This window comes from Pacificimonas pallii, from assembly GCF_019204005.1.
In the GTDB taxonomy this organism is placed as follows: Bacteria; Pseudomonadota; Alphaproteobacteria; order Sphingomonadales; family Sphingomonadaceae; genus Pacificimonas; species Pacificimonas pallii.
This window is the reverse complement of record NZ_JAGSPA010000003.1, coordinates 658,439-683,242: the sequence shown is the minus strand read 5'-3', so window position 1 is coordinate 683,242 and position 24,804 is coordinate 658,439. Positions and strand designations below refer to the sequence as shown.

Sequence of the window (24,804 nt, the reverse complement as noted above, 5' to 3'; positions counted from 1 at the left end):
GGCGGCGATGGTTCCACTGCGGCACATTGTTCAACCGGCCGCGGCCGCACCTTCGCCAGTGACGGCGCTATGTCCTGATGCTGTCACGCAGCGCCACCGCCTCGCGCGTCAGCGCCGTGATCCGGTGCCAGTCGCCAGCGGCAATCGCGTCCGACGGGACGATCCAGCTGCCACCGCAGGCGTGAACGCGACCGAACTTCAGATAATCGGCGAAGTTGCCAAGGTCGATGCCGCCCGTGGGGATGAAACGCACATCGCCATAGGGCGCGGCAATGGCCTTGAGCGTCTTCAGGCCGCCATTCGCCTCGGCGGGAAAGAATTTCAAATGTGTCAGACCATATTCCAGCCCGCGCTCGATATCGCTTGGCGTCGCTATGCCAGGCGTGATGAGAACGCCCGCTTTCACACACCATTCCACCGTGGTGGGGTTGAGGCCGGGCGATATGATGAACGCCGCGCCCGCGTCCAGCGCGGCCTTCGCCTGATCGATGGTCAATATCGTTCCCGCGCCGATCAGCATGTCGGGCTGCGCTTCGCGCATGGCGCGGATCGCGGCTGCCGCCGCGGCCGTCCGAAATGTGATCTCCGCAACGGGAAGTCCACCGGCGACGAGTGCCGCGCCAAGGTCCGCAGCCCGGGAGGCATCGTCGATCCTGATGACGGGCAGCAGGCCCGCCTGGCCGATCCGGTCGATAATTTTCGTGGTCATGTGAAAGGTCTTTTTCTCGCAAATCTGCATTTTGCGCGTCGAACGGAAAAGCGCATGACCGGACCGGATGAGCGGCGTTTACCGGTTTTATGCGGCTCGCCGATATCGCCCGGGTGGATCATTGCTTCCCCCATACGCATGCTTCTGGCAATCGGAATTTTCGGCTGATCGGCCGCCATGGAGGTCACAAAGGCGCAAATGGAAAAAGACGGGGAAGACGACAAGCAGCCCGCAGGCCCGCTCCGTCACCTGTGGTTCGCGCTCGGGGTGATGTTCCTTGGCCTCGGCGCCGTCGGCGCCGTGCTCCCCATCATGCCAACGGTCGTGTTCCTGATCGTGGCGGCAGCCTGCTTTGCGCGTAGCAATCCGGCATGGGAGGCACGCCTGATGCGGCACCCGGTCTTCGGTCCGCATATCACCGCATGGCGTGAGCGAAAGGCGGTGAGCCGCGCAGGCAAATGGTGGGCGACGGTCGGTCTTGGCGGCGGCGCGATATTCAGCCTGTTCACGCTATTGCCGCCATTCAGTTTCATTACACCGGCGGTCGCTGCGATCGTCCTGCCATGGCTATGGTCGCGGCCGGAATCGTAAGGGCGTGGTCGGGCTTCGTCCGGATTTTGCGGGCGATCTTGCCTGCCGAATGATCTAGTCCCGCTTTGATGATTGACCTTCCCGGCCCCATCACGACCTGGTTTGCCGAGCGCGGCTGGCGGCTCAGGCGGCACCAGGCGGAAATGATCGCCGCTGCGCGCAGGGGCGACGATGCGCTGCTGGTCGCCGCGACGGGGGCGGGCAAGACCCTTGCCGGTTTCCTCGCATCGATCGCGGAACTGATCGAGAAGCCGGATTTCGACGGTCTCCACACGCTGTACATTTCGCCGCTAAAGGCGCTTGCCGTCGACGTGCAGCGCAATCTTCTCGAACCGATCCAGGACATGGGCCTCGACATTCGCGTGGAAACACGCACGGGCGATACACCGTCCAATCGCAAGGCGAGGCAGCGCACGCAGCCGCCGCAGATGCTGCTCACCACGCCGGAATCGCTGTCGCTGCTGCTCAGCTATCCTGAGGCGGAAGCCATGTTTGCCGGGCTGCGCACGATCATCGTCGATGAAATCCACGCTTTCGCGCCAACCAAGCGCGGCGACCTTTTGTCGCTCGCCATGGCCCGCCTGCAGGCGTTATCGCCGCAGCTCCGCCGCGTGGCGCTGACCGCGACCGTGCGCGATCCCGACGGGTTTCGCGGCTGGCTGTCCAGCGACGGCGATTATGAGGGCGTGACGCTGGTGGAGGGGGAACCGGGCGCCAAGGCGAATATCCGCATCCTGCTGCCCGAAGACCGCGTGCCATGGTCGGGGCATTCCGGACGCTATGCCGCGCGGCAGGTCATGGAAGAGATCGCGGCGCACAAGCTGACGCTCGTTTTCTGCAATACGCGCGGCCTGGCGGAACTGATCTTTCAGGATCTGTGGGCGGAAAATGACGGGAATCTGCCCATCGCGGTCCATCACGGCTCGCTGAGCGTGGAGGCGCGCCGCAAGGTCGAGGGCGCGATGGCGCGCGGCGACCTGCGCGGGCTTGTCTGCACGGCCTCGCTCGATCTCGGGGTCGACTGGGGCGATGTCGATCTCGTGGTGCAGATGGGCGCACCAAAAGGCTCGTCGCGCCTGCTGCAGCGCATCGGCCGCGCCAACCACCGGCTCGACGAAGCGTCGGAGGCGATCATCGTACCCGGCAACCGGTTCGAATATCTGGAGGCGCGCGCGGCGCTCGACGCCGTGGCGGAGGGAGAGCTTGATCCCGACATCTGGCGCAGCGGCGGGCTCGATGTGCTGGCGCAGCATGTCATGGCGGTCGCATGCGCCGCACCATTCAGCGCCGACGATCTCTATCGGGAGGTCAGAACGGCGGCGCCCTATGCGCTGCTGACGCGGGAAACATTCGATGCCGTGCTGCATTTCGTCGAATCCGGCGGCTATGCCCTGCGCGCCTATGATAAATACAGGCGCATCACGCGCGGCGGGGACGGCCTCTGGCGCATTTCGCATCCCCGCTTCGCCGCGCAGCACCGCCTGAACGCCGGCATCATCGTCGATGCGCCGGTGCTCGACGTGCGCTTCAGGAATGGCCGCAAGCTCGGCACGGTCGAGGAGTATTTCGCATCGACACTGCGTCCCGGCGACAGCTTCTCCTTCGCGGGTGTCCCGCTCGAAGTCGTCGGCGTGAAGGATGCGGACCTGCTCGTCAAAGCCACCGCCAAGCCCGCGCGCATTCCCACCTATGTCGGCGCGCGCATGCCGCTGACGACCAACCTGTCCCGCCGCGTCCGCCATTTCCTGCACGAGCCGGACGCGTGGCAGCGTTTCCCGCAGGACGTCCGCGAATGGCTGCAAATGCAGCGGCTGCGCTCGGTGCTGCCCGCCCCCGACGAATTGCTGGTGGAGACATTTCCGCGCGACGACCGGCATTATATGATCGCCTATAGTTTCGAGGGTTGGAACGCGCATCAGTCGCTCGGCATGCTCATCACCCGGCGGATGGAAACGCAGGGTCTGTCGCCGCTCGGTTTCGTGTCCAACGATTACGCGCTCGCCTGCTACAGTCTGAAGCCCGTCACCGACCCCCGTCCGCTCTTTTCCGCCGATATATTGGAGGACGAGCTTGTCGAATGGATACAGACATCCGCGCTCCTGAAGCGCGCGTTTCGCGAAGTCGCCGTGATCGGCGGCCTGATCGAACGGCACATTCCGGGCAAGCGGAAGACCGGCCGTCAGGTGACATTCTCGACCGACCTGATTTACGATGTGCTGCGGAAATACGAGCCCGACCACATGCTGCTGAATGCGGCGTGGGAAGATGCCAAGGGCAAGCTCACCGACATCGGCCGCCTCGCCGACCTGCTTGAGCGGGCGCCGTCGACGATGGTGCATCAGCGGCTCGACCGGATCAGTCCGCTCGCCGTTCCGATCATGGTACTGATCGGCCGCGAAAGCGTTGCATCGGGGACCGTGGAGGATGAAATTCTGGCGGAGGCCGAACGGCTCGCCGCCGAAGCGATGCGCCCGGGCTAGGGCGGCGTTCATCCCTTGTCCCGCCTGCCGCCGCCCTTGACCGCGGCGTCAAAAAGGAGTTCGCTTCGCCTTAGCTACGGAATTTCCTGGGGAGGATAATATGCGATTTGGATTTCGGTACGCGCTGATGGGCGGTCTTCTGGCATCGTTCCTGGCCGCCCCCCTTGCCCATGCCACGCAGGGGAAGGCCGATCTTGGCGATGATCTTGCGCTGGGCGAAAATGTCACCGAACGCATGACGGTCCCGGTGATGATTAACGGGCAGGGTCCGTTTCCTTTCGTCATCGACACCGGTGCGGAGCGCTCCATGATTTCCAGCGAGCTTGCCGCCGAACTCGGGCTTGGTGCGCGCGGGACGGGACTGATTCACACAATATCGGGAATATACCCCGTCGACATGGTGAGCATCGAGCGTCTCAGCATTTCAGGCGATGGCGCGCGCCAGTTCGACGTTCCCGCGGTGCCGCGCGCGGCGCTTGGCGCTGTCGGCCTTCTCGGGCTCGACAGCCTGCAATCGTCGAAGGTGCTTTTCGATCTGCGCAAGGAGGTGATGAGCATTCGGCCGTCTGTGCTGGCCCCCTCCCGGCGGCGGGCGGCGAAGTCGGATCATGACACGATCGTTGTGACCGCCAAGCGCGCGCATGGCCGGCTGATCTTCACCGACGCGCGGCTGAATGGAACGGCGGTGCGGGTCGTCGTCGATACCGGCGCGGAGGTGACTGTGGGCAACACGGCGCTGCGGACCGCGCTGCGCCGCAATGCCACCGACGGCACGCTGGTCAGCCTGATCGACGTGGTGGGTGAGGAGCTTGAGGCGAACTTCAACCAGCTGCGCTCGTTGAAGATTGGCGGAATGACATTGAAGGGCGGCGGCATCGCCTATTCCGATGCGCCGATATTCGCCCAGCTTGGCCTTGATGACGAGCCGGCGATCCTTCTGGGAATGGATACCATCCGCGCCTTTCGTCAGGTCGCCATCGACTTCCCGAATCGCCAGGTCAGTTTCCACCTCAAGCCTGACGGCGTCGGTGCGAACCCCCTGGCCTCCGACTGCCTCGCATCGCGCATTGCGCGTCGCGGCTGCTGACGCCATAAAGGGGGCATGGTTCCCCTTTCGTTCGCAGGTCAGGACTTGATTCCATTGCCCGATGGCGCGCTGTGGTGGCCCGCGCGCCGCGCGCTGCTGCTTGCCGACCTGCATCTGGAAAAGGCCAGCTGGTTTGCCGCGCATGGCCAGATGCTACCGCCTTATGACAGTCTGAAGACGCTGCAGGATCTTGCGGTTCTGGTGGACCGTCATGCGGCGGGGGAGGTCTGGTGCCTGGGCGATTCCTTTCACGACAAGGCAGGGTCGGACCGGCTTTCTCGGGATGCGCGGGCGCTGCTTCTCGACCTGACGGCCCGCACCGAATGGACGTGGATCACGGGCAATCACGACCCGATGGCCACAACTGGCAGGGTCTGGGGCGGCAGGGTGATGGTGGAGGCCGGGATTGGCGGGCTTCTGCTCCGTCACGAGGCCGAGGCCTCGGAAACGCGACCGGAGCTCAGCGGCCATTTCCACCCCAAGCTCCGCCTGCGCGGCCGGGGGCGGGGCGTGTCACGCCGGTGCTTCGTGGTCAGCGACCGCAAGATCATCCTGCCCGCCTTCGGCGCCCTGACGGGCGGCCTCGATGCCGCCGCGCCGCCCATCATGCGCGCCATGGGGCCAGGCGCAGCGAATGCGATCATCCCGACCGCCGAAAAACTGCTCAGCTTCCCGCTTGCCGCCTGACCCCGGGCGAATTTACTTCCGCTTACGGCGCATCGCCGCCAGCCCGCCCAGGCCTAGGCCAAGCAGGCCGAGCGCTGCGGGAGCAGGCACGATGTTGAGCGCGAAGACCACCAGATTGCCGGTTTCCTCATCGGCGGCGGCCAGGAATTCCTGCCCATCGCGCATGAAGAATGTCAGGCCTTCCGGACGGCCCAGCAGATCCGACGTGATCGCGCCCAGATATTCAGGGTCGGTGCCAAAGCCGAGGCCTTCCAGGCTGAAGGTCAGGATGGTGCCCAGATCGCCGCCATTCGCGCGCTCCAGCCCCAGGAACAGAACCGGCACGCCGTCAACCATGCCAAAGGCGACCGCTTCGGGCTCGGGACCCTTGGCATCGCTGCGTTTGTCATTGAGGGCGCCGCCCGGCAGGTTGGTGACGATCTTTTCAACCAGATCGCCGCTGTCGTAGATGATGTTCCCGGCCGTATCGCGGATCGAGAAGCCGCGCCCGCCAAAGGTGTAATATTGCCCATCCGCGGGGCCGTCGGCGCCAAGCGTGTTGGTCAGTTCCAGGCGCGCGAAGTCTCCGCTCAGGCCCTGGTCGTCGCCGCGCTCTTCCTCTTCAAATCCATCATAGTCGCGCGCGTCGCCTTCATCGGCGGTGATGAAATAGGTCTGGCCATTGGCCTCGACGGTCAGGATCGCATCGGGCTGATAGAGGCCATATAATCCTTCCAGGCTCTGGAAATTGCCCGGCCCGCCATCACGGTCGCTCGGGTCCAGCTCATTGTCGCCCGGCTGCCAGCTTTTGAAGCCAAGCGGCAGGATGTCGGTAACCGTTGCGGTGGCGAGGTCGACGACGGCGACGGCGTTATTTTCCTGCAGCGTCACGAACGCGGTGGTGCCGTCCGCGTTGATCGCCGCGAATTCGGGTTCCAGATCCTGGCTGACGCTGGCGCCCGGGCCAAAGATGCGCACGCCCGCTGCCTGCAGTTCCGCCTGCCGGCTGTCGAACGCGTTGAAATCCGCCGTCGCGACAGTCCCGGTGCCAAGGTCGATGATGCTGATCGAGCCTTCCGGATCGAGCTGCCCGTCCTCATAGCCTTCGGGTTCGCCCTCATTGGCGACGACGATGCGGCTCTGATCGGGGGTGAAGGTCAACTGGTCGGGCAGTGCGCCGACGGTGTAGCTGGCGGGCGCGGCGTTCAGGTCGCTCAGGTTCCAGACCAGCACGCGGCCAGGATCGGTCTTGTTCGCGGCCTCGACGGCCACGGCGACCTGCGTCGTGCTGACGGCGACGCTGTTGGCCGTGCCGTCACCCAGGTCCAGCATGCCTGCGACATTGCCGTTCGCCGCGTCCACCACCCGCACGAAACTGGCATCGTTTTCGATGCCGACGACGAAGAACCGGTTCGCGCCGGAATCATAGGCCGGGATTTCCGCCTCGTCGCCAACGACGGTGGTGAGGACGGTGTCATGGCGCAGGATATCGGCCTGCGCGGCGGCGGCGAGACCGGCGGCGGCGATGGCGCTGGAAGTGAGCAGGCGAACGATGGCTGACATGTCGATAATCCCTGTTGCGATTGGTTAACGCGCCCCTGCCGACACGTGGCGCGGGGAGCAATCGGGTCACGGAAATTTCATCGGCGCGTCTTTTAAGCGTAAAGGAAACAGGGCGCTGGCTATTGGCCCTCGGCGCTGTGGCAGGGCATCGGGGCCGCCGCCAGGCGGCGTGCTCCCGTCGCGGCGAATGCGGGCGGCAGTACCGCGGGCCTACTTCGCGCCAAGCCCCAGAACATCGCGCAGGAACAGCGTTTCAGCGGCAAGGCGATAGTCCTGATTGGCTTTCTTGCGGAAACCATGCCCCTCATCCATCGCCATGACAAACCATGCTTTCGTGCCCTGCGACTTCACGGCGGCGAGGATCTGCTCCGCTTCCGATGCCGGCACGCGGGGATCATTCGCACCCTGCAGAATGAACAGCGGCTTGGTGATCTTGTCCGCGTTTTTCAGGGGGCTGATCCGGTCGAAAAAGGCGGCGATGTCCGGGTCGCGCTCATCGCCATATTCAACGCGGCGCAGGTCACGGCGATAGCCCTTGGTGTTCTGCAGGAAGGTTCTGAAATCGCTGATGCCGACCATGTCGATCCCGCCCGCCAGACGTTCGCCATAATCGACCATCGACGCCAGCACCATATAGCCGCCATATGAGCCGCCGGAAACGACGACGCGGCTGGCATCGAGGTCGTCCTGCGTCTCGATCCAGTCCAGCAGCGCGCCGATGTCCTCGACCGATTTCTTGCGCAGCAGGCCATTGTCGGCATTCATGTAATTCTGCCCATAGCCCGTGGATCCGCGCACGTTCGGACGAATCACGGCGATGCCGAGTTCACTCGCCAGATATTGCCGTGTGGACGAGAAGCCCGGTCGCGCCTGACTGGCGGGGCCGCCATGGATGGAGATGAGCACGGGGTGCGGTCCCGCGCCCTTCGGCCTGTAGACAAAAGCCGGGATCTGCATGTCGTCCTTATTGGGATAGGCGATCAGCTCCGGTTCCACGAACCGCTCCTCGCTCAGCCCGCCCAGCTCCGCCTTCGTCCAGCGCGTCAGCTCACCGGAACGGACATTCCATACCCACGCATCGCTGGGGCTGGTCGCGGCATTGAAGGTGAAGCCCAGCTGTTCGCCGTCCGGGTGCCAGCCAAGGCCGCTTGCGATACCCGCGGGCAATTCCGGGCCTGCGGAAATCATGCCTGTCTCCAGGTCCAGCATGCGGATGCTGCCCAGCCCGCCTTCATTGATGGTGAGGGCGATTCGCGTTTCGTCAGGACTGACCGCATATCCCGACACGTCCCAGAGCACAGGCGCCGTCAGATTGATGACCGAGCCATCCGGTTTCACCTGGACGAGGTTGACCATGTCCGCCTCGCGGTCCGTCACGATCAGGATGCTGCCGTCGCTCAGGATATCGCCGCCGCTATAGGCATTGTTTTCATCGGCCAGGATTTCGCGGGCCTCGCCTTCCTCTTCGACCAGATAGAGGTGGCTTTTCGAATTGGAGACATAGCGCTGGACCAGCAGTGTCTTGCCATCCGCGCTCCAGTCCAGCGGATAGTTCGCGCCTTCGCCGGCATAGAGGGTCTGCGGCACCGCTTCTGTGTCCTGTCCCGCCGCCTTTTGCACGACATTGATCTTCCAGTCGGGTTCGCTGGCGCGCGCGACATTATAGGCGATCTTCGCGCCGTCATCGGACCAGACGGCAAAGGAATTGCGTTCGCCGGGCGTCGTGAAACCCATGACCGTGCCGGTGGCAAGGTCATGGGTAAATAATTGAAAGAACTCGTCGCCACCGGAATCCCGGGAAAACACATAGCTTTGTCCGGCGGGGTTCGCCGTGATCCCGCGCACCGGCTCGTTGTAAAAGGTCAATTGACTGCGGACGCCCATCGGGGCGGTGAGGCGGTGCACCTGGCTGGTCTCACCGAATCGTGTGCTGATCAACATGCTGCCGTCGGGCAGGAAATCGCGAAAGGCATGGCTACGCACATTGCGGTATCGCTGCACCTGCTGCGCCAGCTCTGCGGGAATTTCCGGGACTCCCTCAATGACGAGCTGTCCCTCCGTCCGGCGCTCCTGCGCGGCGGCTCCGCCGGCCCCGCCGACCATTAACACAGCATATACTCCGGCTATGGCCGTCAGCGATTTCGTCATATTCCTCATCTTCCCGCCTGTTGTCGCAGACCCGTGTAGTGCGCCGAAAGAAGCGGCGCTAGGGCAGGGGCAAGAAAGCCTTTGTGGCGGAAACCGGCGGCGCGTCGCACGTTGCGGGCCATGACCGATTCAGGCGAAATCATTCTTGTGGGCGCGGGCCCGGGCGACCCCGACCTGCTGACCGTGCGGGCACTGCGCGCGCTGGAGCGTGCGGATGTCGTTGTGCATGACGGCCTCGTATCGGCGGAGATACTGGACCTTGCGCCCGGCGGCGCGCGCATGATTTCCGTTGCCAAGCGCCGCGCGCGCCACACCCTGCCGCAGGAACAGATCGGTGAGCTTCTGGTGCGCGAGGCGCGGGCAGGGCATATCGTCATCCGTTTGAAGGGCGGCGATCCCTTCATCTTTGGCCGCGGCGGTGAAGAGGTGGAAGACGCGCACCGGGCCGGTATTCCCGTCACCGTCGTGCCTGGCATTTCGTCCGCGCTTGGCGCCGCCGCTGCCGCTGCCATGCCATTGACGCACCGTGACCACGCCTCGACGGTCACCTTCGTCGCCGGGCAGTGCCGCGGCCTGTCGGACCAGAATTGGGCGGGCCTTGCCGGAAAGGGCCGGACGCTTGTCATTTTCATGGGCGTTGCGACCAGCGCTGCCATTGCGGAAAAGCTGATGGATGACGGCCTGTCACCGGCGACGCCCATTGCCATTCTTGAACGCGCGACGCTGCCGGACATGCGTGTCCTGCGCGCGATGCTCGCCGACCTGCCCGGCCTTGTCGAACGCGAAAATGTCGAAAGTCCGGCGCTGATCGTGGTCGGTGATGTCGCACGGCTTGGTGTCCGCACCGCCCAGCTTCTGGAGACTGTTTCGTGAAGATCGTAACCGGCAATGACCTGAAAACCGGCGATGTCATCTGGTGGACCGGCTCCGGCTGGTCACGGCATCTTGTCGACGCCGCCGATGTGGGCGAGGACGGCGAGGCGATCATCGCCCGCGAATCCGCCGCCCAGAAGGTTTTCGACGGCTATGTCGTCGATGGCGAGATGACTGATGCGGGCCCGCGGCCCGCCCATATCAAGGACCGCATGCGCGCATTGGGGCCATCCGTGCGCCTCGACCTCGGCGTGCAGGCGAAAGGACCCGTCCATGTATCGTTATGACCAATATGACCAGGCGATGGTCGATGCCCGGGTCGCGGAATTCCGCGACCAGGTGGAACGCCGCCTTTCGGGGGCGATGACGGAGGATCAGTTCAAGCCGCTGCGGCTGATGAACGGCCTCTATCTGCAATTGCACGCCTACATGCTGCGCGTCGCCATCCCCTACGGTACGCTGTCGTCCACGCAGATGCGCGCGCTGGCGGACATCGCCCGCAAATATGACAAGGGCTATGCCCATTTCACGACGCGGCAGAACGTCCAGTATAACTGGATCCAGCTGAAGGAGACGCCCGACCTGCTCGCCGATCTCGCCAGGGTCGAGATGCACGCGATCCAGACGTCCGGCAACTGCATCCGCAATATCTCCTCGGATCAGTTCGCGGGCGTTGCCGGTGATGAAGTCATCGATCCGCGCCCGCATGCGGAACTGCTGCGGCAATGGTCCAGTTTTCATCCGGAATTCTCGTTCCTGCCCCGCAAGTTCAAGATTGCCGTCATCGCCTCGGATGCGGACCGCGCCGCGATGCGCCTGCACGACATCGGCATTCGCATCGTCAGGCGGGACGGCGTCCTTGGCGCGCAGGTGTTCGCGGGCGGCGGCATGGGCCGCACGCCGATGATCGCGCCTGAAATCCGCGACTTCGTTCCCGAAGACCAGATGGTCAGCTATTGCGAGGCGATCCTGCGGGTCTACAACCGCCACGGCCGCCGCGACAATAAGTATAAGGCACGCATCAAGATCCTGGTGCACGAAACCGGTGCCGACAAATTCCGCGAGGAAGTGGAGGCGGAATTCGCGCATATGCAGCCCCTCGACCTCGACCCGCCGCGCGCGGAACTCGCCCGCATCAAGGCGTTCTTCGCGCCCCCCGAATATGCGGCGATCGAGGATGGCTATGATACGTCAGACCCCGATTTCCGCATCTGGGCGGAAACCAACCTCTTCCCGCACAAGCAGCCTGGCTATGCCGCCGCCACGATCAGCCTGAAGCCGGTCGGCGGCATTCCGGGCGATGCCAGCGCGGAGCAGATGGATATCGTCGCCGATCTCGCAGCGCGCTATTCCATGGACGAGGTGCGTGTGACGCACGCCCAGAACCTCGTCCTGCCGAATGTCCGTCAGGACCGGCTTTATGCCCTGTGGCAGGAACTTGACGCGGCCGGCCTCGCTCCCGCCAATCTCGACCGGGCCAGCGACATCATCGCCTGCCCGGGCCTTGATTATTGCAGCCTTGCCAATGCGCGCTCCATCCCGATTGCGCAGGAGGTTGCGAAGCGGCTTGCGCCGATAGAACGCGAAGTGGGCGCGTTGCAGATCAAGATGTCCGGCTGCATCAACGCCTGCGGGCATCACCATGCCGGTCACATCGGCGTCCTCGGCGTCGACAAGAAAGGCGTGGAATCCTACCAGCTTCTGCTTGGCGGCAGCGCGGCGGAGGATGTCAGCCTCGCGAAAATCACCGGACCTGGTTTCGACGAACGCGGCATTGTCGATGCCATTGAAACCGTGACAAGTGTCTACCGAGACGCCCGCGAGGGCGATGAGCGTTTCCTCGATACCTATCGCCGCCTCGGCATGGCGCCCTTCAAGGAGGCCCTCTATGACAAGGCGTGACGTGATTTTCCCTGCGGGACGCGCGGATATATATAAGAAAATGGGGTATAGCGCCGCCGTGCGCTCGGGCGATTTCCTGTTTGTTTCCGGACAGGTGGGCAGCCTTGAAGACGGCAGCGCCGTCGCGGATATCGGCGAACAGTACAGGCAGGCCTTTCGCAATCTGAAGGCGGTGCTGGCCGCCGCGGGATGCACGTTCGACGATGTGGTCGACATCACCAGCTTCCACGTCGATCCAGAGGCGAATATGCACCATTTCGCCGCTGCGAAAGCGGAGGTGTTCGGCGCGGAGCCCTATCCCAACTGGACCGCGGTCGGCGTCACCTGGCTCGGCGGCTTCCAGTTCGAAATCAAAGTCATCGCCCGCATTCCCGAAAGATCCCGCGCATGAGCAGCTGGCCACGATATCGCGATGACGCCGCCGCCAATGAACCGGCCGTCACACTGGACGCCTTTCTGGACCAGCCCGAAGCGGTCGCCGTCCGGATTGAACCGGATGCGGACGTTCGTGTGCTGGTGCCGCATCTTTCCCGGCTGAAACTGATTGAAATCGCTTTCCCCGCCTATCGCGACGGCCGCGGCTATTCCGCCGCCCGCATCCTGCGCGAAGCAGGCTATACTGGCGAGCTGCGCGCCGAGGGCGACGTGCTCCTCGACCAGATCGCGTTCATGCGCCGCTGCGGCTTCGACAGTTTCGCGCCCGCCGTGCCCCTCGATGCGAAAGCTGCCGAGGCCGCCATGGCCCGCTGGCCGCATGCCTATCAGCGCGCCGCGGATGCGCAGCCTCCCATATGGGCGCTGCGGCATGGCTGAGGCGGCGGCCGCTTCTTCTTCCGGCGCTTCTTCATCTGGAAATGCGCGTCGGCATGACCGCCTCGACATCGGCTATACCGATGCTGACGCCGCCGTTCTGAATGCCGGATTGGCGGCGCTCGACACGCTTGCGTTTCTAGAGGTGATGCTAACGGAAATCGCGCCCGGTGAACTCGCCGTCGTGTCCTCGTTCGGCGCCGAGTCCGCGGTGCTTCTCGACCTTGTGTCCCGCGTCGATCCCGCGACGCCGGTGGTGTTTCTCGACACGGGCAAGCATTTTCCCGAAACGCTGGCCTATCGCGACACGCTCGTCGAGCGCCTTGGCCTCACCAATGTTATCTCGGTCATGCCTGGCCCTGACGACATCGCCGCCAAGGACAGCAACGGCCTGCGCTGGTCATTCGACCCCGATGGCTGCTGCGAACTGCGCAAGGTCCGTCCGCTCGCGCGCGTCTTGACGGATTTCGGCGGCTCCATCACTGGCCGCAAATCCTTTCAGGCGGCCACCCGCGCGGAACTCCCCCGCGTCGAAGCCGAGGATGGCCGCCTGAAAGTGAATCCGATCATCGACTGGCAAAAGGCCGATATCGAGGCCTGGTTCGCCGCCAACGACCTCCCCCGGCACCCGCTGGAGGCCGAGGGCTATCCCAGCATCGGCTGCTCCCCCTGCACGTCGAAGGTAAAGCCCGGCGAAGACCCGCGCTCCGGCCGCTGGCGCGGCTGGGACAAGACCGAATGCGGCATCCACACCGATGACGGCGAAGTCAGCGAGCTGCCGAGTTTCTAGGGCCGCTCAGCCTTTCGCCAGCATCCAGATGCTCATGCCGATCATGGCGAGATTCTCGATCAGGGAGATGAACCCCAGCGGCACATTGGACTGGCCGCCGACACAGGCGCATTTCAGCTCGCGTCTGTCGATATAGACGGCCTTGAACACGCTGACGGCGCCGATGCCGCCGATGAACAGCGCGATGGGCGCGGACAGCCAGGTCAGCGCGCCGGCGATCATCAGGATCCCGGCAATGGCCTCGCCAAAGGGATAGACATAGCCATATCTGACCCAGCGCCGTGCCAGCAGGTCGTAGTTCAGGAACATGGTCGAGAAGCTCTCAAGATCGCGCAGCTTCTGCACGGCCAGGATCACCATCGAAATCGAGACAAACCATTCGATGCCGCGCACCGTCGTCAGCTCGCGATAAACCGCCCAGTTGAGCGCCAGCGCCATCAGCGCGGCCACGCCAAAGATCACCAGCACCGGCACATAGGTCGTGTCGTCCTTGCTTTTCTTTTCCTTGCCGAAAAACACGCGCAGATCGTCATAGCCGCCGATGCGCCGACCGCCGATAAAGATCTGCGGCGTCGTCTCGACGCCATGTTCCGCCTTGAACGCATCGGTTTGCGCCCGCGTTAACAGATGGCGGTCCTTGACCTGATACCCCTGCCGTTCCAGCAGGTCCTTCGCCTTCAGCCCGGAAGGGCAGACATGCTCGTTCATGACCATGCGATAGAGCGTCGCCGTTTTGCGTTCCGCGCCCGCACTCATCGTCTGGTCCGTTCCAGCAGGTCGACAAGCTCGCTGAATTTGGCGCGCTGTTCCTCGGCATCGCCGGACGCGATCGCCTCCGCGACGCAGCAGGCGCTATGGTCCTTCAGGATCTCGCTTTCCGCCTTGGCAATGGCCGCCTTCACCGCCTGCAACTGGGTCAGGATGTCGATGCAATAGCGGTCGTCCTCGACCATCTGCGCCACGCCGCGCACCTGCCCGGCGATGCGGTTCAGCCGGTTGACCTTCTGTTTCGTGCGACTAGCCGCCACGGCGATTCTCCATTGAAATACCCATGGGGGGTATATAGGTGAGCCCGTATGACAAATTCAACCCGTACGCATTTTCTGCCGCCGGTGGCCCGCCGGACCTTCCTCGGCGGCGCTGCCGCGCTCGCCGCCGCATCCGCACTTCCCGCCTGGGCACGGGGCGCGCATGTGGGCGGCCCCCATCTGCGCAAAGGCTTCGACGAAGTCGCCGGCGACAGCATCGACCTCACCATCGCGCGCGGCCACCGCATGGTGGAGGGGCGCAGCGGCATGGGCATCGCCGTCAATGGCAGTGTGCCCGGCCCGCTCGTCCGGCTGCGCGAGGGGCAGCATGTCCGCCTGAACGTTACAAATGGCCTCGATGAGGATTCCTCGATCCACTGGCACGGCCTGCTGGTGCCGTTTCAGTATGACGGCGTCCCCGGCATCAGCTTTCCCGGCATCGCGCCCGGTGAAACCTTCACCTATGATTTCCCCATCCGGCAATCCGGCACCTATTGGTGGCACAGCCATTCGAACCTGCAGGAACAGGCCGGGCATTACGGACCGATCATCGTCGACCCGGCCGGGCCCGACCCGGTGCAGGCCGACCGCGACTATGTACTCCTGCTGAGTGAATTCACGCCGCTGCATCCGCACATGATCATGAAGAAGCTGAAGGGCGGCGAAGGCTATTTCAACTATCAGCAGCGGACCTGGACCGACGACTATCCGCTGACGGGGCAGGACCGCCGCATGTGGGCGGAAATGCGCATGATGCCGACAGACATCCTGGACGTGACCGGCGCGACCTATACCTATCTGGCCAATGGCCACGGCCCGACCGAAGGGCTGGAATATCTGTTTACGCCCGGTCAGCGCGTGCGCATCCGCGTCATCAATGGCAGCGCGATGAGCTTTTTCAACGTCCGCATTCCGGGCGTGAAATTCATGGTCGTCGGCGCAGATGGCCAGAATGTCCGCCCGGTCGAGGTTGAGGAGTTCCAGATCGGCGCGGCGGAAACCTACGATATTCTCGTCGAACCCACCGCGGACGCGCACAGCATCGTCGCGGAATCGATGGATCGGTCCGGTATGGCACTGGCGACGCTGGCCAGCCGTCCCGGCGCGCGCGCGGAGGTTCCGGCGCTCCGCGATGCCCCGCTTCTCACCATGGCCGATATGGGCATGAACCACGGGGATATGGACCATGGCTCCGGTGAAGGGGGCACGATGGATCATGCCGCGATGGGACATGCCATGCCCGCGGCGGCAGACGCCATGGCCATGGAAGGGGCATCCATGGACGGGATGTCGATGGACGGGATGTCCATGCGCGACACGTCGCTGCTGCCGCCCCATGTGAAAATTGGCCCCGGCATCGACATGGTATCCATGGCACCCGCCGACCGTATGGGTGACCCCGGCATCGGCCTCGACAGGGTCCCGCACCGGGTCTTGAATTACAGGGACCTCGTCGCGCTCACGCCGAACGACGATCCGCGCACCCCGTCACGCCGGATGCAGATCCATCTGACCGGCAATATGGAACGCTATATGTGGTCGTTCGACGGGCGGAAATTCACGGCCGTCAGCGACGATCCCATCCGCTTCGCCTATAATGAGCGCGTCAGGGTCAAGCTCGTTAACGACACCATGATGGCGCACCCCATCCATCTGCACGGGCACTTCTTTGAGCTGGTGAATGGCGCGGAGGCCGGGCACCAGCCGCAGAAGCATACTGTCATCGTGCAACCCGGCGGCAGCGCGACGTTCGACCTGACCGCGGACGAGCTCGGCGACTGGGCCTTCCACTGTCACCTTCTCTATCACATGCATTCCGGCATGTTTCAGATCGTGACGGTCAACGCGCCGGGAGCGGCGGCGTGAGGGTTTTCGCAGCCGCGCTGCTGCTCGCGGCCGCCGCGCCCGCACTCGGCCAGCATGCGCATCACCAGACGCCCGCCGAACCGGTAAGGGCCGCGCCAGAGGCGACCGAGGCACCTGCCGAAAATCCACACGCCGCGCATCCGACAATGGATCATGGGTCGATGGATCATGGGGCACCGGATCAGGGCGCGATGAACCACGACGCGCCCACGGCTACCGAAGCTGCGGATCACAATGGCATGGATCATTCGGCGATGGGCCCTGCGATGCCGGAAACCGCTCCGCCGATGGATCATTCGAATATGGACCACAGCAAGATGGACCATTCGAAGATGGATCATTCGGCCATGGGCCATGGTTCCGCGCCAGCCGACATTCCCATGGCACCGCCGCCCGCCGCGGCAGGTTCGGGTCCGCCGCGCGCCGCCGACGCCATCTGGGGCGCAGCGGCGATGCGGGCCTCTCGCGAAGCGCTCGCGCATGAAAATGGCGGCATGTCGCTCTTCTGGTTTCAGGGCGACCGCGCGGAGCTTCGTGTGCGCGAAGGCCATGATGGCTATTTGTGGGATGTGCAGGGCTATTATGGCGGCGACATCGACAAATTCTGGTTCAAGTCGGAGGGCGAAGGCAGTTTCGGCGAAGCGATGGAGGGCGTGGAAGTGCAGGCGCTCTGGAGCCATGCCATCGGTCCGTTCGCCGACCTGCAACTTGGTCTCCGGCAGGATTTCGCGCCGCGCGACCGCACTTATGCCGTCATCGGCGTTCAGGGCCTCGCGCCCTATAATTACGAATATGATGTGGCGGCCTTCGTCTCTGACAAGGGCGACCTGACCGCGCGTGCGGAGCTCGAACTCGATCAGCGCATCACGCAGCGCCTGATCCTCCAGCCGCGCGGCGAAGCGGTGCTGAGCGCTCAGGATATTCCCGAACTCGGCATCGGCGCGGGGGTGGACAAGATCGAACTCGGCCTGCGCCTGCGTTATGAATTCGCCCGCGAATTCGCGCCCTATCTGGGCATCGAACAGGAATGGAAACTGGGCCAGAGCGCCGACTATGCCCGCGCGGCAGGAGAGGATGCCAGCGTCACGAATTTCGTCGCTGGCATCCGCTTCTGGTTCTAGCTGCCTTGCAGGCCCTTTCCCCGGTCGGGTTGCCACGCGGGGATCGGCACGCGCTCAGCGTCCGCTGCGGGTTCCTTTGGCGCGCCTTCTGTGGGCGGCGAACGCAAGACCTGAGCAGCCGAGAAGCATGAGCCCTGCCGCCGCCGGTTCTGGGACATCCATGGGGTTCACGATCGACCTTGTATCGAGCGAGATATCGTCAATCGCGAAATCATTTCCGAACGAAGCCGTCTGTGCGTTCCGCAGGAACAGGCTCGCCATCGTCGAAGAACCGCTGTTGAAAGTGGTGGACAGTCCGTTCCAAATACCCGTTGCCGCCAAAATGCTGTCGTCATCGCGTAGCGTCACGGCGCCGACCCCACCATATCAACACCAGCTGCACGGCGCCGTGGGATCAGCTATATCGTATATCTAACGTGAGCAGTGCCGCTTTACCGCGCGGCGCACTCACGCGTGGATCGGCGAGCCCTCGACGTCCATCGCGGCTTCTTTCAGCGCTTCGGAATGCGTCGGGTGCGCGTGGCAGGTGAGCGCGATGTCTTCGGACGATGCGCCGAACTCCATCGCCTGCGCGGCCTGCGCGATCATGGTTCCCGCCATCGCGCCGATGATATGGACGCCCAGCACCCGGTCCGTCTCCGCATCCGCCAGAACCTTGACGAAACCGTCGGTATCGCGGTTCGTCTTGGCGCGGCTGTTCGCGGCGAAGGGGAACTTGCCCGCCTTGTAGTTCGTGCCCGCCGCTTTCAGCTGTTCTTCCGTCAGGCCGACGCTCGCGACTTCCGGATGCGTGTAGACCACGGCCGGTATGACGGCATGATTGACATAGCCGGTGCGCCCCGCCGCCCAGTCGGCCACCGCGACGCCTTCATCCTCCGCCTTGTGCGCCAGCATGGGGCCGGGGGTCACGTCGCCAATGGCATAGATGTGATCGGCGGCGGTGCGGCCCTGCGCATCGACCTCGATCTGCCCGCGATCGTTCAGCGACAGGCCCGCCGCCTCCAGGTTCAGCCCGCCCGTGTTCGGCACGCGGCCGATGGACAGCAGCACCACGTCCGCTTCCAGCACGTCCGCCTTGCCGCCCTTCGCGGCCTCGACGCTGACCCTGGCGGTTCCGCCCTTGGTCTCGACGCCGGTGACCTTGGTGCCGGTCATCAGGGTCATGCCCTGTTTTTTGAGGATGCGCGCAAAGGTCTTGGTCACCTCCGCGTCCAGCCCCGGCGTGATCGTGTCCATATATTCGACGACCGTGACATCCGTACCCAGCCGCTTGTAAACACTGCCCATTTCCAGGCCGATATAGCCGCCGCCAATGACGATCATGCGCTTTGGCACCTTTGGCAGCGACAGCGCCTCCGTCGACGACACCACGATCTCGCCGTCGATCTCGACGCCTTTCAGGGGCGTGACGCTGGAGCCGGTGGCGATGACGAACTTGTCGGCGGAATAGCTTTTGCCCGCGACCTCGACGCTGCTTGCATCCCGGAAGGCGGCGCGGCCCTTCAGCCAGGTGACCTTGTTCTTCTTGAACAGCATCTCGATACCGCCGGTCAGTTCGTTGATGGCTTTCGCCTTCTCGCCTTGCATCGCGGCCCAGTCGAGCGTGACCTTGCCCAGCTTGACGCCGAACTTTTCGAGCGCACCGGACGATGCCTCGGCATAATATTCCGACGCGTGCAGCAGCGCCTTCGACGGGATGCAGCCGACATTCAGGCAGGTGCCGCCCAGCTTGTCGCGCGATTCCACACAGGCCACTTTCAGGCCGTTCTGCGCCGCGCGGATGGCGGCGACATAGCCGCCCGGGCCGGCGCCAATAACGATCAGGTCAAAATCGGACATGGGAGGGATATCCTTGCAACTGAAAAACGGTTCGCGGGAGCGACTCGCCGCGTTCGCGATTTCACATAGTGACGATTGCCGCAAAGCGAAACGGGTGACGGCCCGGCGGCGCCGCGTTAAGCACATCAATCATGACAAAGCTCGCATTTCTCGGCCTTGGCGTCATGGGCTATCCCATGGCCGGTCATCTGAAGGCCGCAGGCCACGACGTCACGGTATACAACCGCACCGCGGCGAAGGCCGAGGCGTGGGCGAAGGCACATGGCGGGGCCGTCGCCGCCACGCCCGCCGAAGCCGCAAAAGCGGCGGACATCGTCATCGCCTGCGTCGGCCGCGACGAGGATCTGCGCGACGTGACAATAGGCCGTGAGGGCTGTTTTTCCGCCATGGCGGCCGGCACATTGTTCATCGACCACACCACCGTCTCCGCCGCCATTGCCCGCGAACTTGCCGCAGAGGGCGAAGCGCGCGGCATCGGTACCCTCGACGCTCCTGTGTCGGGCGGGCAGGCGGGCGCCGAAAAGGGCCAGCTGACCATCATGGTCGGCGGCACGGACGCCGATTTCGCCCGCGGCGATCCTGTCATGCGGGTCTATGCAAAACGCGTCGGCCATATGGGCGCGGCGGGGGCGGGGCAGACGACGAAGATGGTCAACCAGATCGCCATTGCCGGTATCCTTCAGGGCCTTGCCGAGGCCGTCAATTTCACCCTCGAATCCGGCCTCGACCCTGAACAGGTGTTCGACGTGATCGGCAAGGGCGCCGCGCAAAGCTGGCAGATGGACAATCGCGCCGCCACCATGGCGAAGGGCGAATATGATTTCGGTTTCGCCGTCGACTGGATGCGCAAGGATCTCGCCATCGCCCTCGCCGAGGCCGACGCCAGGGGCATCCCGCTCCCGCTGACCGCGCTCGTCGATCAGTTCTACAAGGACGTGCAGAATCTGGACGGCGGGCGGCAGGACACGTCCAGCCTGCTCCGCCGCTTCCGCGGCTAGTGGATGCGTATCGCGCTCCTCACCTGCGCCAGCAATCTGCCGGGCGCGCGGGATCGGCGGACGGATGCGTTCGAACATGATGTGATGGTGGCGACGCTGGGCGCGGCCTTTGCCGATAATGGCGATCATGTGGAGGTGGTGCGCTGGGATGCGCTCAGCGAGGACTGGTCCCGCTTCGACGGCGCTTTGCTTGGCACGGTGTGGGATTATCCCAGGCGTAAGGACGAATTTCTGAGCGCCATCGACCGCATCGCCTGTGCGACACGGCTGTTCAATCCGCCGCCACTGGTGCGGTGGAATCTCGACAAGAGCTATTTGCGCGACCTTCATGGAAAGGGTGTGCCCATCATCCCGGCCATATGGCTCGACACGCCGGATACCAGGGCGGTCGAGGCATCGTTTGACGCGCTTGAAACGAACGATATCGTCCTGAAGCAGCGGGTCAGCGGCAATTCCGAAGGCCAGTACCGGCTTCGCCGGACCGACCGCATCCCCGATTCCTGCCAGCCGATGTTCGCGCAGCCCTTCCTGCCCGCCATATTGGAGGAGGGCGAATACAGCTTCATTTTCATTGGCGGCCACTTCTCTCATGCGCTGCTGAAATGCCCGGCGAGCGGAGACTACCGGGTGCAGTCGGATTATGGCGGTACCGAACGGGCCATCACACCCGATGATGATGATCTGGCGGCGGCGGCGGCGGCACTTTCCGCGCTCGAAGACGCGCCGCTTTATGCGCGTGTCGATATGGTGCGCGGAAATGAGGGGTCCCTGCTACTGATGGAGCTGGAGCTGATCGAGCCGTTCCTATACCCTGAACAGGGGCCGCATCTGGGCCGGATGTTGCACGGGGCACTCGCCGAACGTCTGGGCTTCTGATGGCCGCTCTTGTCTTTGTACGACCGCCGGCATTGTGGCACAGGGCGCACCAGACACTGTTTTCAAAGGGTTTCCCCATGACGATCAGGCTCCACCTTATCCTGCTGACGGCGCTGTCGCTGTTCGCCGGTCAGGCCGATGCGCGCACCATTTTCACCAATGCGAATGGCTACACGCTGGACGAGGTCGGGCGTCTTATCACCTTTGACACGCTCGTCGTCGGCGACGATGGCCGGGTGGAACAGACCATGTCGTCGCCCGCGCGTCCGCCAAACGGAGAGATTGTCGATGTCGGCGGCCGCACCATGCTGCCCGGCCTGATCGACGCGCACGGTCATGTGATGGGGCTGGGCCAGGGGCTCATGACGCTCGATCTGTCGGGTACGAAAACGCTGGAAGAAGCGCTTGCGGCGGTGGCGGGCTATGCCGCCGCCAATCCCGACCTGGCGTGGATTCGGGGACGCGGCTGGAACCAGGTCACCTATGGCATGGACGGCTTTCCGACGGCGGCGCAGCTCGACGAAATTGTCTCCGACCGCCCGGTCATTCTGGAACGTGTCGATGGCCATGCCAGCTGGGTGAACAGCGCCGCGATCCGCGCTGCGGGCATCACCGCGGCAACGGTCGATCCCGATGGCGGCCGGATTGAGCGCGGCGCTGACGGGAAACCGGCGGGCACGCTCATTGATGCCGCGTCGGCGCTGGTCCACGCGGTCATGCCGGCACCGACGACCGCACAGCTTGAGGCGGCGCTGACGACCGCGCTGCGGAAAATGGCGGCCACCGGTCTGACCGGTGTTGCCGATATGGGCACCACGCCCGCCGAATGGGCGGTCATGCGGCGCTTCGGCGAAGAGGGACGGCTCACCGCGCGCATCGCCGCTTATGCCGGCGGCATGGACGCACTGGCCGACATGGCCCCGTCCGGTCCCAGCGGCTGGCTGCATGGCGACCGGCTCGCGCTGGTCGGGGTGAAGCTCTACGGCGACGGCGCGCTCGGCTCACGCGGCGCGGCGATGATCGAACCCTATAGCGACGATCCCGGCAATACCGGCCTGCTGTTCGTCAGCGGTGCGGAGCTGCGCAACCAGTTCGTCTCCGCCGCGTCGCGCGGCTTCGCCATTGCTTTTCACGCCATTGGCGATGCGGCGAACAGGGAAGCCCTCGATGCGTTCGCCGACATCCTGGCCTATGTGCCCGGCGGTCGTCATCGCATTGAACATGCCCAGATCATCGCCGCCCAGGATCTGCCACGCTTCGCCGAGCTCGGCATCATCGCGTCCATGCAGCCAACCCACGCGACCAGTGACAAGGCCATGGCGGAGAACCGCGTCGGTCCGGACCGGATCAGGGGCGGCTATGCGTGGAAAACGCTGATGCAATCGGGCGCGCGTTTCGCCGCCGGCAGCGACTTTCCAGTCGAACCCCCCGAACCGCTCTACGGCCTTCACGCCGCCATCACGCGGCAGGACCGTGACGGCGAGCCCCCCGAAGGCTGGTACCCGGAAGAATCGCTTGGCCGTCAGGCCGCATTCGGCGCGTTCACCACCGGCGCGGCCTATGCCGCCGGTGCAGAGACGAGGGTGGGCACGCTGACCGGCGGAAAATGGGCCGATTTCGTCATCCTCGATGCCGATCCGTTTCAGATCGACGCGGGCGATATCTGGTCGATCGCGGTCGAGGAAACCTGGCTGGCGGGCGAGCGTGTGTTCGCACGCGATACGGACGGGAATGGGATCTGATCGCGCATTGCACTTGTTCTATGTATGTTCTCGCGGTATCATCTTATGTCATCCCGGCGAAGGCCGGAATCCATCTCCTATGCGTGAGCCGGAAAGCGCATTCGAGAGGCGGACCCCGGCCTCCGCCGGAATGACGGTTTCCATGAATTTCGAAAAGGGTTGAACTCCATCCAATGCCCACAGAATTCATCATAGCCGCTCTGGTCGCGCTCGTTCTCGGGCTGACGCTCGGCTGGCTGATCTGGGCGCGGGCGGCGACGGCGCTCAGGGCGCAGCTTGCGACCGCGACGGAAGAACGCGACGAAGCCCGCGCGGCGCGGGAACAGCTGGACGGTGAAATGCATCTTGCGCGGTCGGACAGGGCGCTTGCGGAGCAGAACGCCGCCGGTCTGAAATCGCGGCTGGAGGAGCAGGCCCCCGAAATCGAACGCCTGCGCGGGGTGGAGGTCGCCTTTGAACGCCTGAAGGCCGCACATGATCAGCGTGAAGAGGCGTTTCGCGAGCGTGAGGCCGATCTCGACAAGCGCTTCCAGGTCCTGGCGGATGCCGCACTCGGCAAGACCACCGAGGCTTTTCTGAAGCGTGCCGATGAAACGCTGAAGCTGCACCGGGAAACCGTCGCCAATGACAGCGGCAAGAACCGCGAGGCGCTTGACAAGCTGATTTCGCCGATGCGCGAGACGCTGACCAAATACGAGACGCAGCTGAAGGAAATCGAGGAGAAGCGCGCCGGTGCCTACGGCGCGATCACCAACGCCATTGCCGATGTCAAATTGGGGCAGGAGCGCGTCAGTCAGGAGGCGCAACGCATCGTCGGCGCGCTGCGCAATGCGCCCAAGGCGCGCGGCCGCTGGGGCGAGCACCAGCTGCGCCGCGTCCTCGAAATGGCGGGCCTGTCGAAGCATTGCGACTTCGCCGAGGAGGTGCATGTCGGCACCGATGACGGCCCCAATATCCGCCCCGACGCGGTCATCAACCTGCCGAACAACCGCGTGCTGGTCATTGACGCGAAAGTCTCGCTCAATGCCTATCAGGATGCGGCCTCGGCGGAGACCGATGAGGAGCGGCAGATTCACCTCCTCGCCCACGCCAAGGCCATGAAAGCGCATGTCGATACGCTGGGGCGCAAAAGCTATACGCAGCAGTTCGACGAGACGCTGGATTTCGTCATCATGTTCGTGCCGGGCGAAAACTTCCTCGCCGCTGCGCTCGAAACCGATCAGGATCTGTTCGAAACCGCATTTGAGCGAAAAGTGCTGCTCGCCAGTCCGACCAACCTGATCGCCATCGCCAAAACCGTCGCCATGGTCTGGCAGCAGGAAAACGCCGCCGCGGATGCCCGCGAAATCGCCGCGCTGGGCAAGGAACTTTATGACCGGCTCGCCACCATGGGTGAACATGTCAGCCGTGTGGGCCGGAACCTTGACCTCGCTTCGGGCGCCTATAACAAGCTGGTCGGCAGCCTGGAATCGCAGGTCATGACATCCGCGCACCGCCTGCGCGAAAAAGCCATCGACGCGCCCAGGAAGACTGTCGAGGCCCTGCCGTCCGCCACCGTGGAAACGCGCCCGCTGACCAAGCTGGATGCGGGCGAAGCCAAGGCGGATTAGACATAAAGTATTTCACCAGAGCCAGTCATGCTGAGCGCGGTCGAAGGACGCACAATCCGAATAGCGTCACCCCGGTGACAGCCGGGGTGACGTGAACCATTTCCT

General features: G+C 64.2%; 23 protein-coding genes. 16 read left to right on the top strand and 7 right to left on the bottom strand.

The features are described 5' to 3' along the window. Nucleotides 1–67: 67 nt before the first annotated feature. Entirely contained in the window at nt 68–709 is a 642-nt protein-coding gene (gene eda / locus KCG44_RS11760) for a bifunctional 4-hydroxy-2-oxoglutarate aldolase/2-dehydro-3-deoxy-phosphogluconate aldolase (RefSeq protein ID WP_218446267.1), read from the bottom strand. Nucleotides 710–907: 198 nt separating this feature from the next. On the opposite strand from eda, the gene KCG44_RS11755 reads away from it, so the two are divergent. The 4 genes from KCG44_RS11755 (at nt 908) to pdeM (ending at nt 5,554) form a co-directional block, all read left to right on the top strand. Then, a complete protein-coding gene (locus KCG44_RS11755) occupies nt 908–1,300 on the top strand; it encodes a YbaN family protein (protein ID WP_218446266.1) in 393 nt (130 codons plus the stop codon). A gap of 68 nt (nt 1,301–1,368) precedes the next feature. Further along, on the top strand, nt 1,369–3,780 hold the full coding sequence (locus tag KCG44_RS11750) for a ligase-associated DNA damage response DEXH box helicase (protein ID WP_218446265.1): 2,412 nt from the start codon (nt 1,369–1,371) through the stop codon (nt 3,778–3,780). Between the two features lie 100 nt (nt 3,781–3,880). Further along, on the top strand, nt 3,881–4,867 hold the full coding sequence (locus KCG44_RS11745) for an aspartyl protease family protein (protein ID WP_218446264.1): 987 nt from the start codon (nt 3,881–3,883) through the stop codon (nt 4,865–4,867). Between the two features lie 15 nt (nt 4,868–4,882). Next, nucleotides 4,883–5,554, top strand: coding sequence for a ligase-associated DNA damage response endonuclease PdeM (gene pdeM / locus KCG44_RS11740; protein ID WP_218446263.1), 672 nt, complete (start codon nt 4,883–4,885; stop codon nt 5,552–5,554). 12 nt (nt 5,555–5,566) lie between these two features. Here pdeM and KCG44_RS11735 read toward each other — a convergent pair whose 3' ends face one another. Both KCG44_RS11735 and KCG44_RS11730 read right to left on the bottom strand, forming a co-directional pair. After that, the gene (locus KCG44_RS11735) at nt 5,567–7,096 is read right to left on the bottom strand and encodes a choice-of-anchor I family protein (protein ID WP_218446328.1); all 1,530 of its coding nucleotides are present in this window, start codon (nt 7,094–7,096) and stop codon (nt 5,567–5,569) included. A 210-nt stretch (nt 7,097–7,306) separates the two neighbouring features. After that, nucleotides 7,307–9,244 carry a S9 family peptidase gene (locus KCG44_RS11730; RefSeq protein WP_218446262.1) on the bottom strand — a complete coding sequence of 646 codons (1,938 nt, stop codon included), beginning with the start codon at nt 9,242–9,244 and terminating at the stop codon, nt 7,307–7,309. A 120-nt stretch (nt 9,245–9,364) separates the two neighbouring features. On the opposite strand from KCG44_RS11730, the gene cobA reads away from it, so the two are divergent. From cobA to KCG44_RS11700, 6 genes are read left to right on the top strand one after another with little or no spacing between them, the layout of a single operon-like run. Further along, the gene (gene cobA, locus KCG44_RS11725; RefSeq protein ID WP_218446261.1) at nt 9,365–10,117 is read left to right on the top strand and encodes a uroporphyrinogen-III C-methyltransferase; all 753 of its coding nucleotides are present in this window, start codon (nt 9,365–9,367) and stop codon (nt 10,115–10,117) included. After that, nucleotides 10,114–10,404 carry a DUF2849 domain-containing protein gene (locus KCG44_RS11720; RefSeq protein ID WP_218446260.1) on the top strand — a complete coding sequence of 97 codons (291 nt, stop codon included), beginning with the start codon at nt 10,114–10,116 and terminating at the stop codon, nt 10,402–10,404. Before cobA ends, KCG44_RS11720 begins: the two co-directional genes overlap by 4 nt. Further along, nucleotides 10,391–12,019 carry a nitrite/sulfite reductase gene (locus tag KCG44_RS11715; RefSeq protein ID WP_218446259.1) on the top strand — a complete coding sequence of 543 codons (1,629 nt, stop codon included), beginning with the start codon at nt 10,391–10,393 and terminating at the stop codon, nt 12,017–12,019. Before KCG44_RS11720 ends, KCG44_RS11715 begins: the two co-directional genes overlap by 14 nt. Continuing rightward, a complete protein-coding gene (locus KCG44_RS11710; protein WP_218446258.1) occupies nt 12,006–12,410 on the top strand; it encodes a RidA family protein in 405 nt (134 codons plus the stop codon). The genes KCG44_RS11715 and KCG44_RS11710 overlap by 14 nt, the downstream gene beginning before the upstream one ends. Further along, nucleotides 12,407–12,832: a DUF934 domain-containing protein gene (locus KCG44_RS11705; RefSeq protein WP_218446257.1), complete on the top strand. Its 426-nt coding sequence runs from the start codon at nt 12,407–12,409 to the stop codon at nt 12,830–12,832. The genes KCG44_RS11710 and KCG44_RS11705 overlap by 4 nt, the downstream gene beginning before the upstream one ends. Continuing rightward, nucleotides 12,825–13,619 carry a phosphoadenylyl-sulfate reductase gene (locus tag KCG44_RS11700; protein ID WP_218446256.1) on the top strand — a complete coding sequence of 265 codons (795 nt, stop codon included), beginning with the start codon at nt 12,825–12,827 and terminating at the stop codon, nt 13,617–13,619. The genes KCG44_RS11705 and KCG44_RS11700 overlap by 8 nt, the downstream gene beginning before the upstream one ends. Nucleotides 13,620–13,625: 6 nt before the next feature. Here KCG44_RS11700 and KCG44_RS11695 read toward each other — a convergent pair whose 3' ends face one another. Then, nucleotides 13,626–14,375 carry a glutaredoxin family protein gene (locus KCG44_RS11695; RefSeq protein WP_218446255.1) on the bottom strand — a complete coding sequence of 250 codons (750 nt, stop codon included), beginning with the start codon at nt 14,373–14,375 and terminating at the stop codon, nt 13,626–13,628. Further along, a complete protein-coding gene (locus tag KCG44_RS11690; RefSeq protein ID WP_369411977.1) occupies nt 14,372–14,647 on the bottom strand; it encodes a metal-sensitive transcriptional regulator in 276 nt (91 codons plus the stop codon). The genes KCG44_RS11695 and KCG44_RS11690 overlap by 4 nt, the downstream gene beginning before the upstream one ends. Nucleotides 14,648–14,695: 48 nt before the next feature. On the opposite strand from KCG44_RS11690, the gene KCG44_RS11685 reads away from it, so the two are divergent. Both KCG44_RS11685 and KCG44_RS11680 read left to right on the top strand, forming a co-directional pair. Beyond that, nucleotides 14,696–16,513, top strand: a complete 1,818-nt coding sequence (locus KCG44_RS11685) for a copper resistance system multicopper oxidase (RefSeq protein WP_218446254.1) — start codon at nt 14,696–14,698, stop codon at nt 16,511–16,513. Then, nucleotides 16,510–17,634 (top strand): copper resistance protein B, encoded by a 1,125-nt coding sequence (locus tag KCG44_RS11680; protein WP_218446253.1) that lies wholly within the window; start codon nt 16,510–16,512, stop codon nt 17,632–17,634. The genes KCG44_RS11685 and KCG44_RS11680 overlap by 4 nt, the downstream gene beginning before the upstream one ends. 54 nt (nt 17,635–17,688) lie before the next feature. Here the strand turns inward: KCG44_RS11680 and KCG44_RS14595 are convergent, their stop codons facing one another. Next, complete coding sequence (locus KCG44_RS14595; protein ID WP_218446252.1) at nt 17,689–17,982, bottom strand: PEP-CTERM sorting domain-containing protein; 294 nt, start codon at nt 17,980–17,982, stop codon at nt 17,689–17,691. 99 nt (nt 17,983–18,081) lie between these two features. After that, nucleotides 18,082–19,473 (bottom strand): dihydrolipoyl dehydrogenase, encoded by a 1,392-nt coding sequence (lpdA, locus tag KCG44_RS11670; RefSeq protein ID WP_218446251.1) that lies wholly within the window; start codon nt 19,471–19,473, stop codon nt 18,082–18,084. A 131-nt stretch (nt 19,474–19,604) separates the two neighbouring features. Here lpdA and KCG44_RS11665 point away from each other — a divergent pair, with 131 nt between their 5' ends. The 4 genes from KCG44_RS11665 (at nt 19,605) to KCG44_RS11650 (ending at nt 24,699) form a co-directional block, all read left to right on the top strand. Beyond that, nucleotides 19,605–20,471, top strand: coding sequence for an NAD(P)-dependent oxidoreductase (locus tag KCG44_RS11665; protein ID WP_218446250.1), 867 nt, complete (start codon nt 19,605–19,607; stop codon nt 20,469–20,471). A gap of 3 nt (nt 20,472–20,474) precedes the next feature. Continuing rightward, the gene (locus tag KCG44_RS11660) at nt 20,475–21,347 is read left to right on the top strand and encodes an ATP-grasp domain-containing protein (protein WP_218446249.1); all 873 of its coding nucleotides are present in this window, start codon (nt 20,475–20,477) and stop codon (nt 21,345–21,347) included. Between the two features lie 77 nt (nt 21,348–21,424). Next, complete coding sequence (locus KCG44_RS11655) at nt 21,425–23,089, top strand: amidohydrolase (protein ID WP_218446248.1); 1,665 nt, start codon at nt 21,425–21,427, stop codon at nt 23,087–23,089. A 173-nt stretch (nt 23,090–23,262) separates the two neighbouring features. Then, the gene (locus KCG44_RS11650; protein WP_218446247.1) at nt 23,263–24,699 is read left to right on the top strand and encodes a DNA recombination protein RmuC; all 1,437 of its coding nucleotides are present in this window, start codon (nt 23,263–23,265) and stop codon (nt 24,697–24,699) included. The last annotated feature ends 105 nt before the right edge of the window (nt 24,700–24,804 follow it).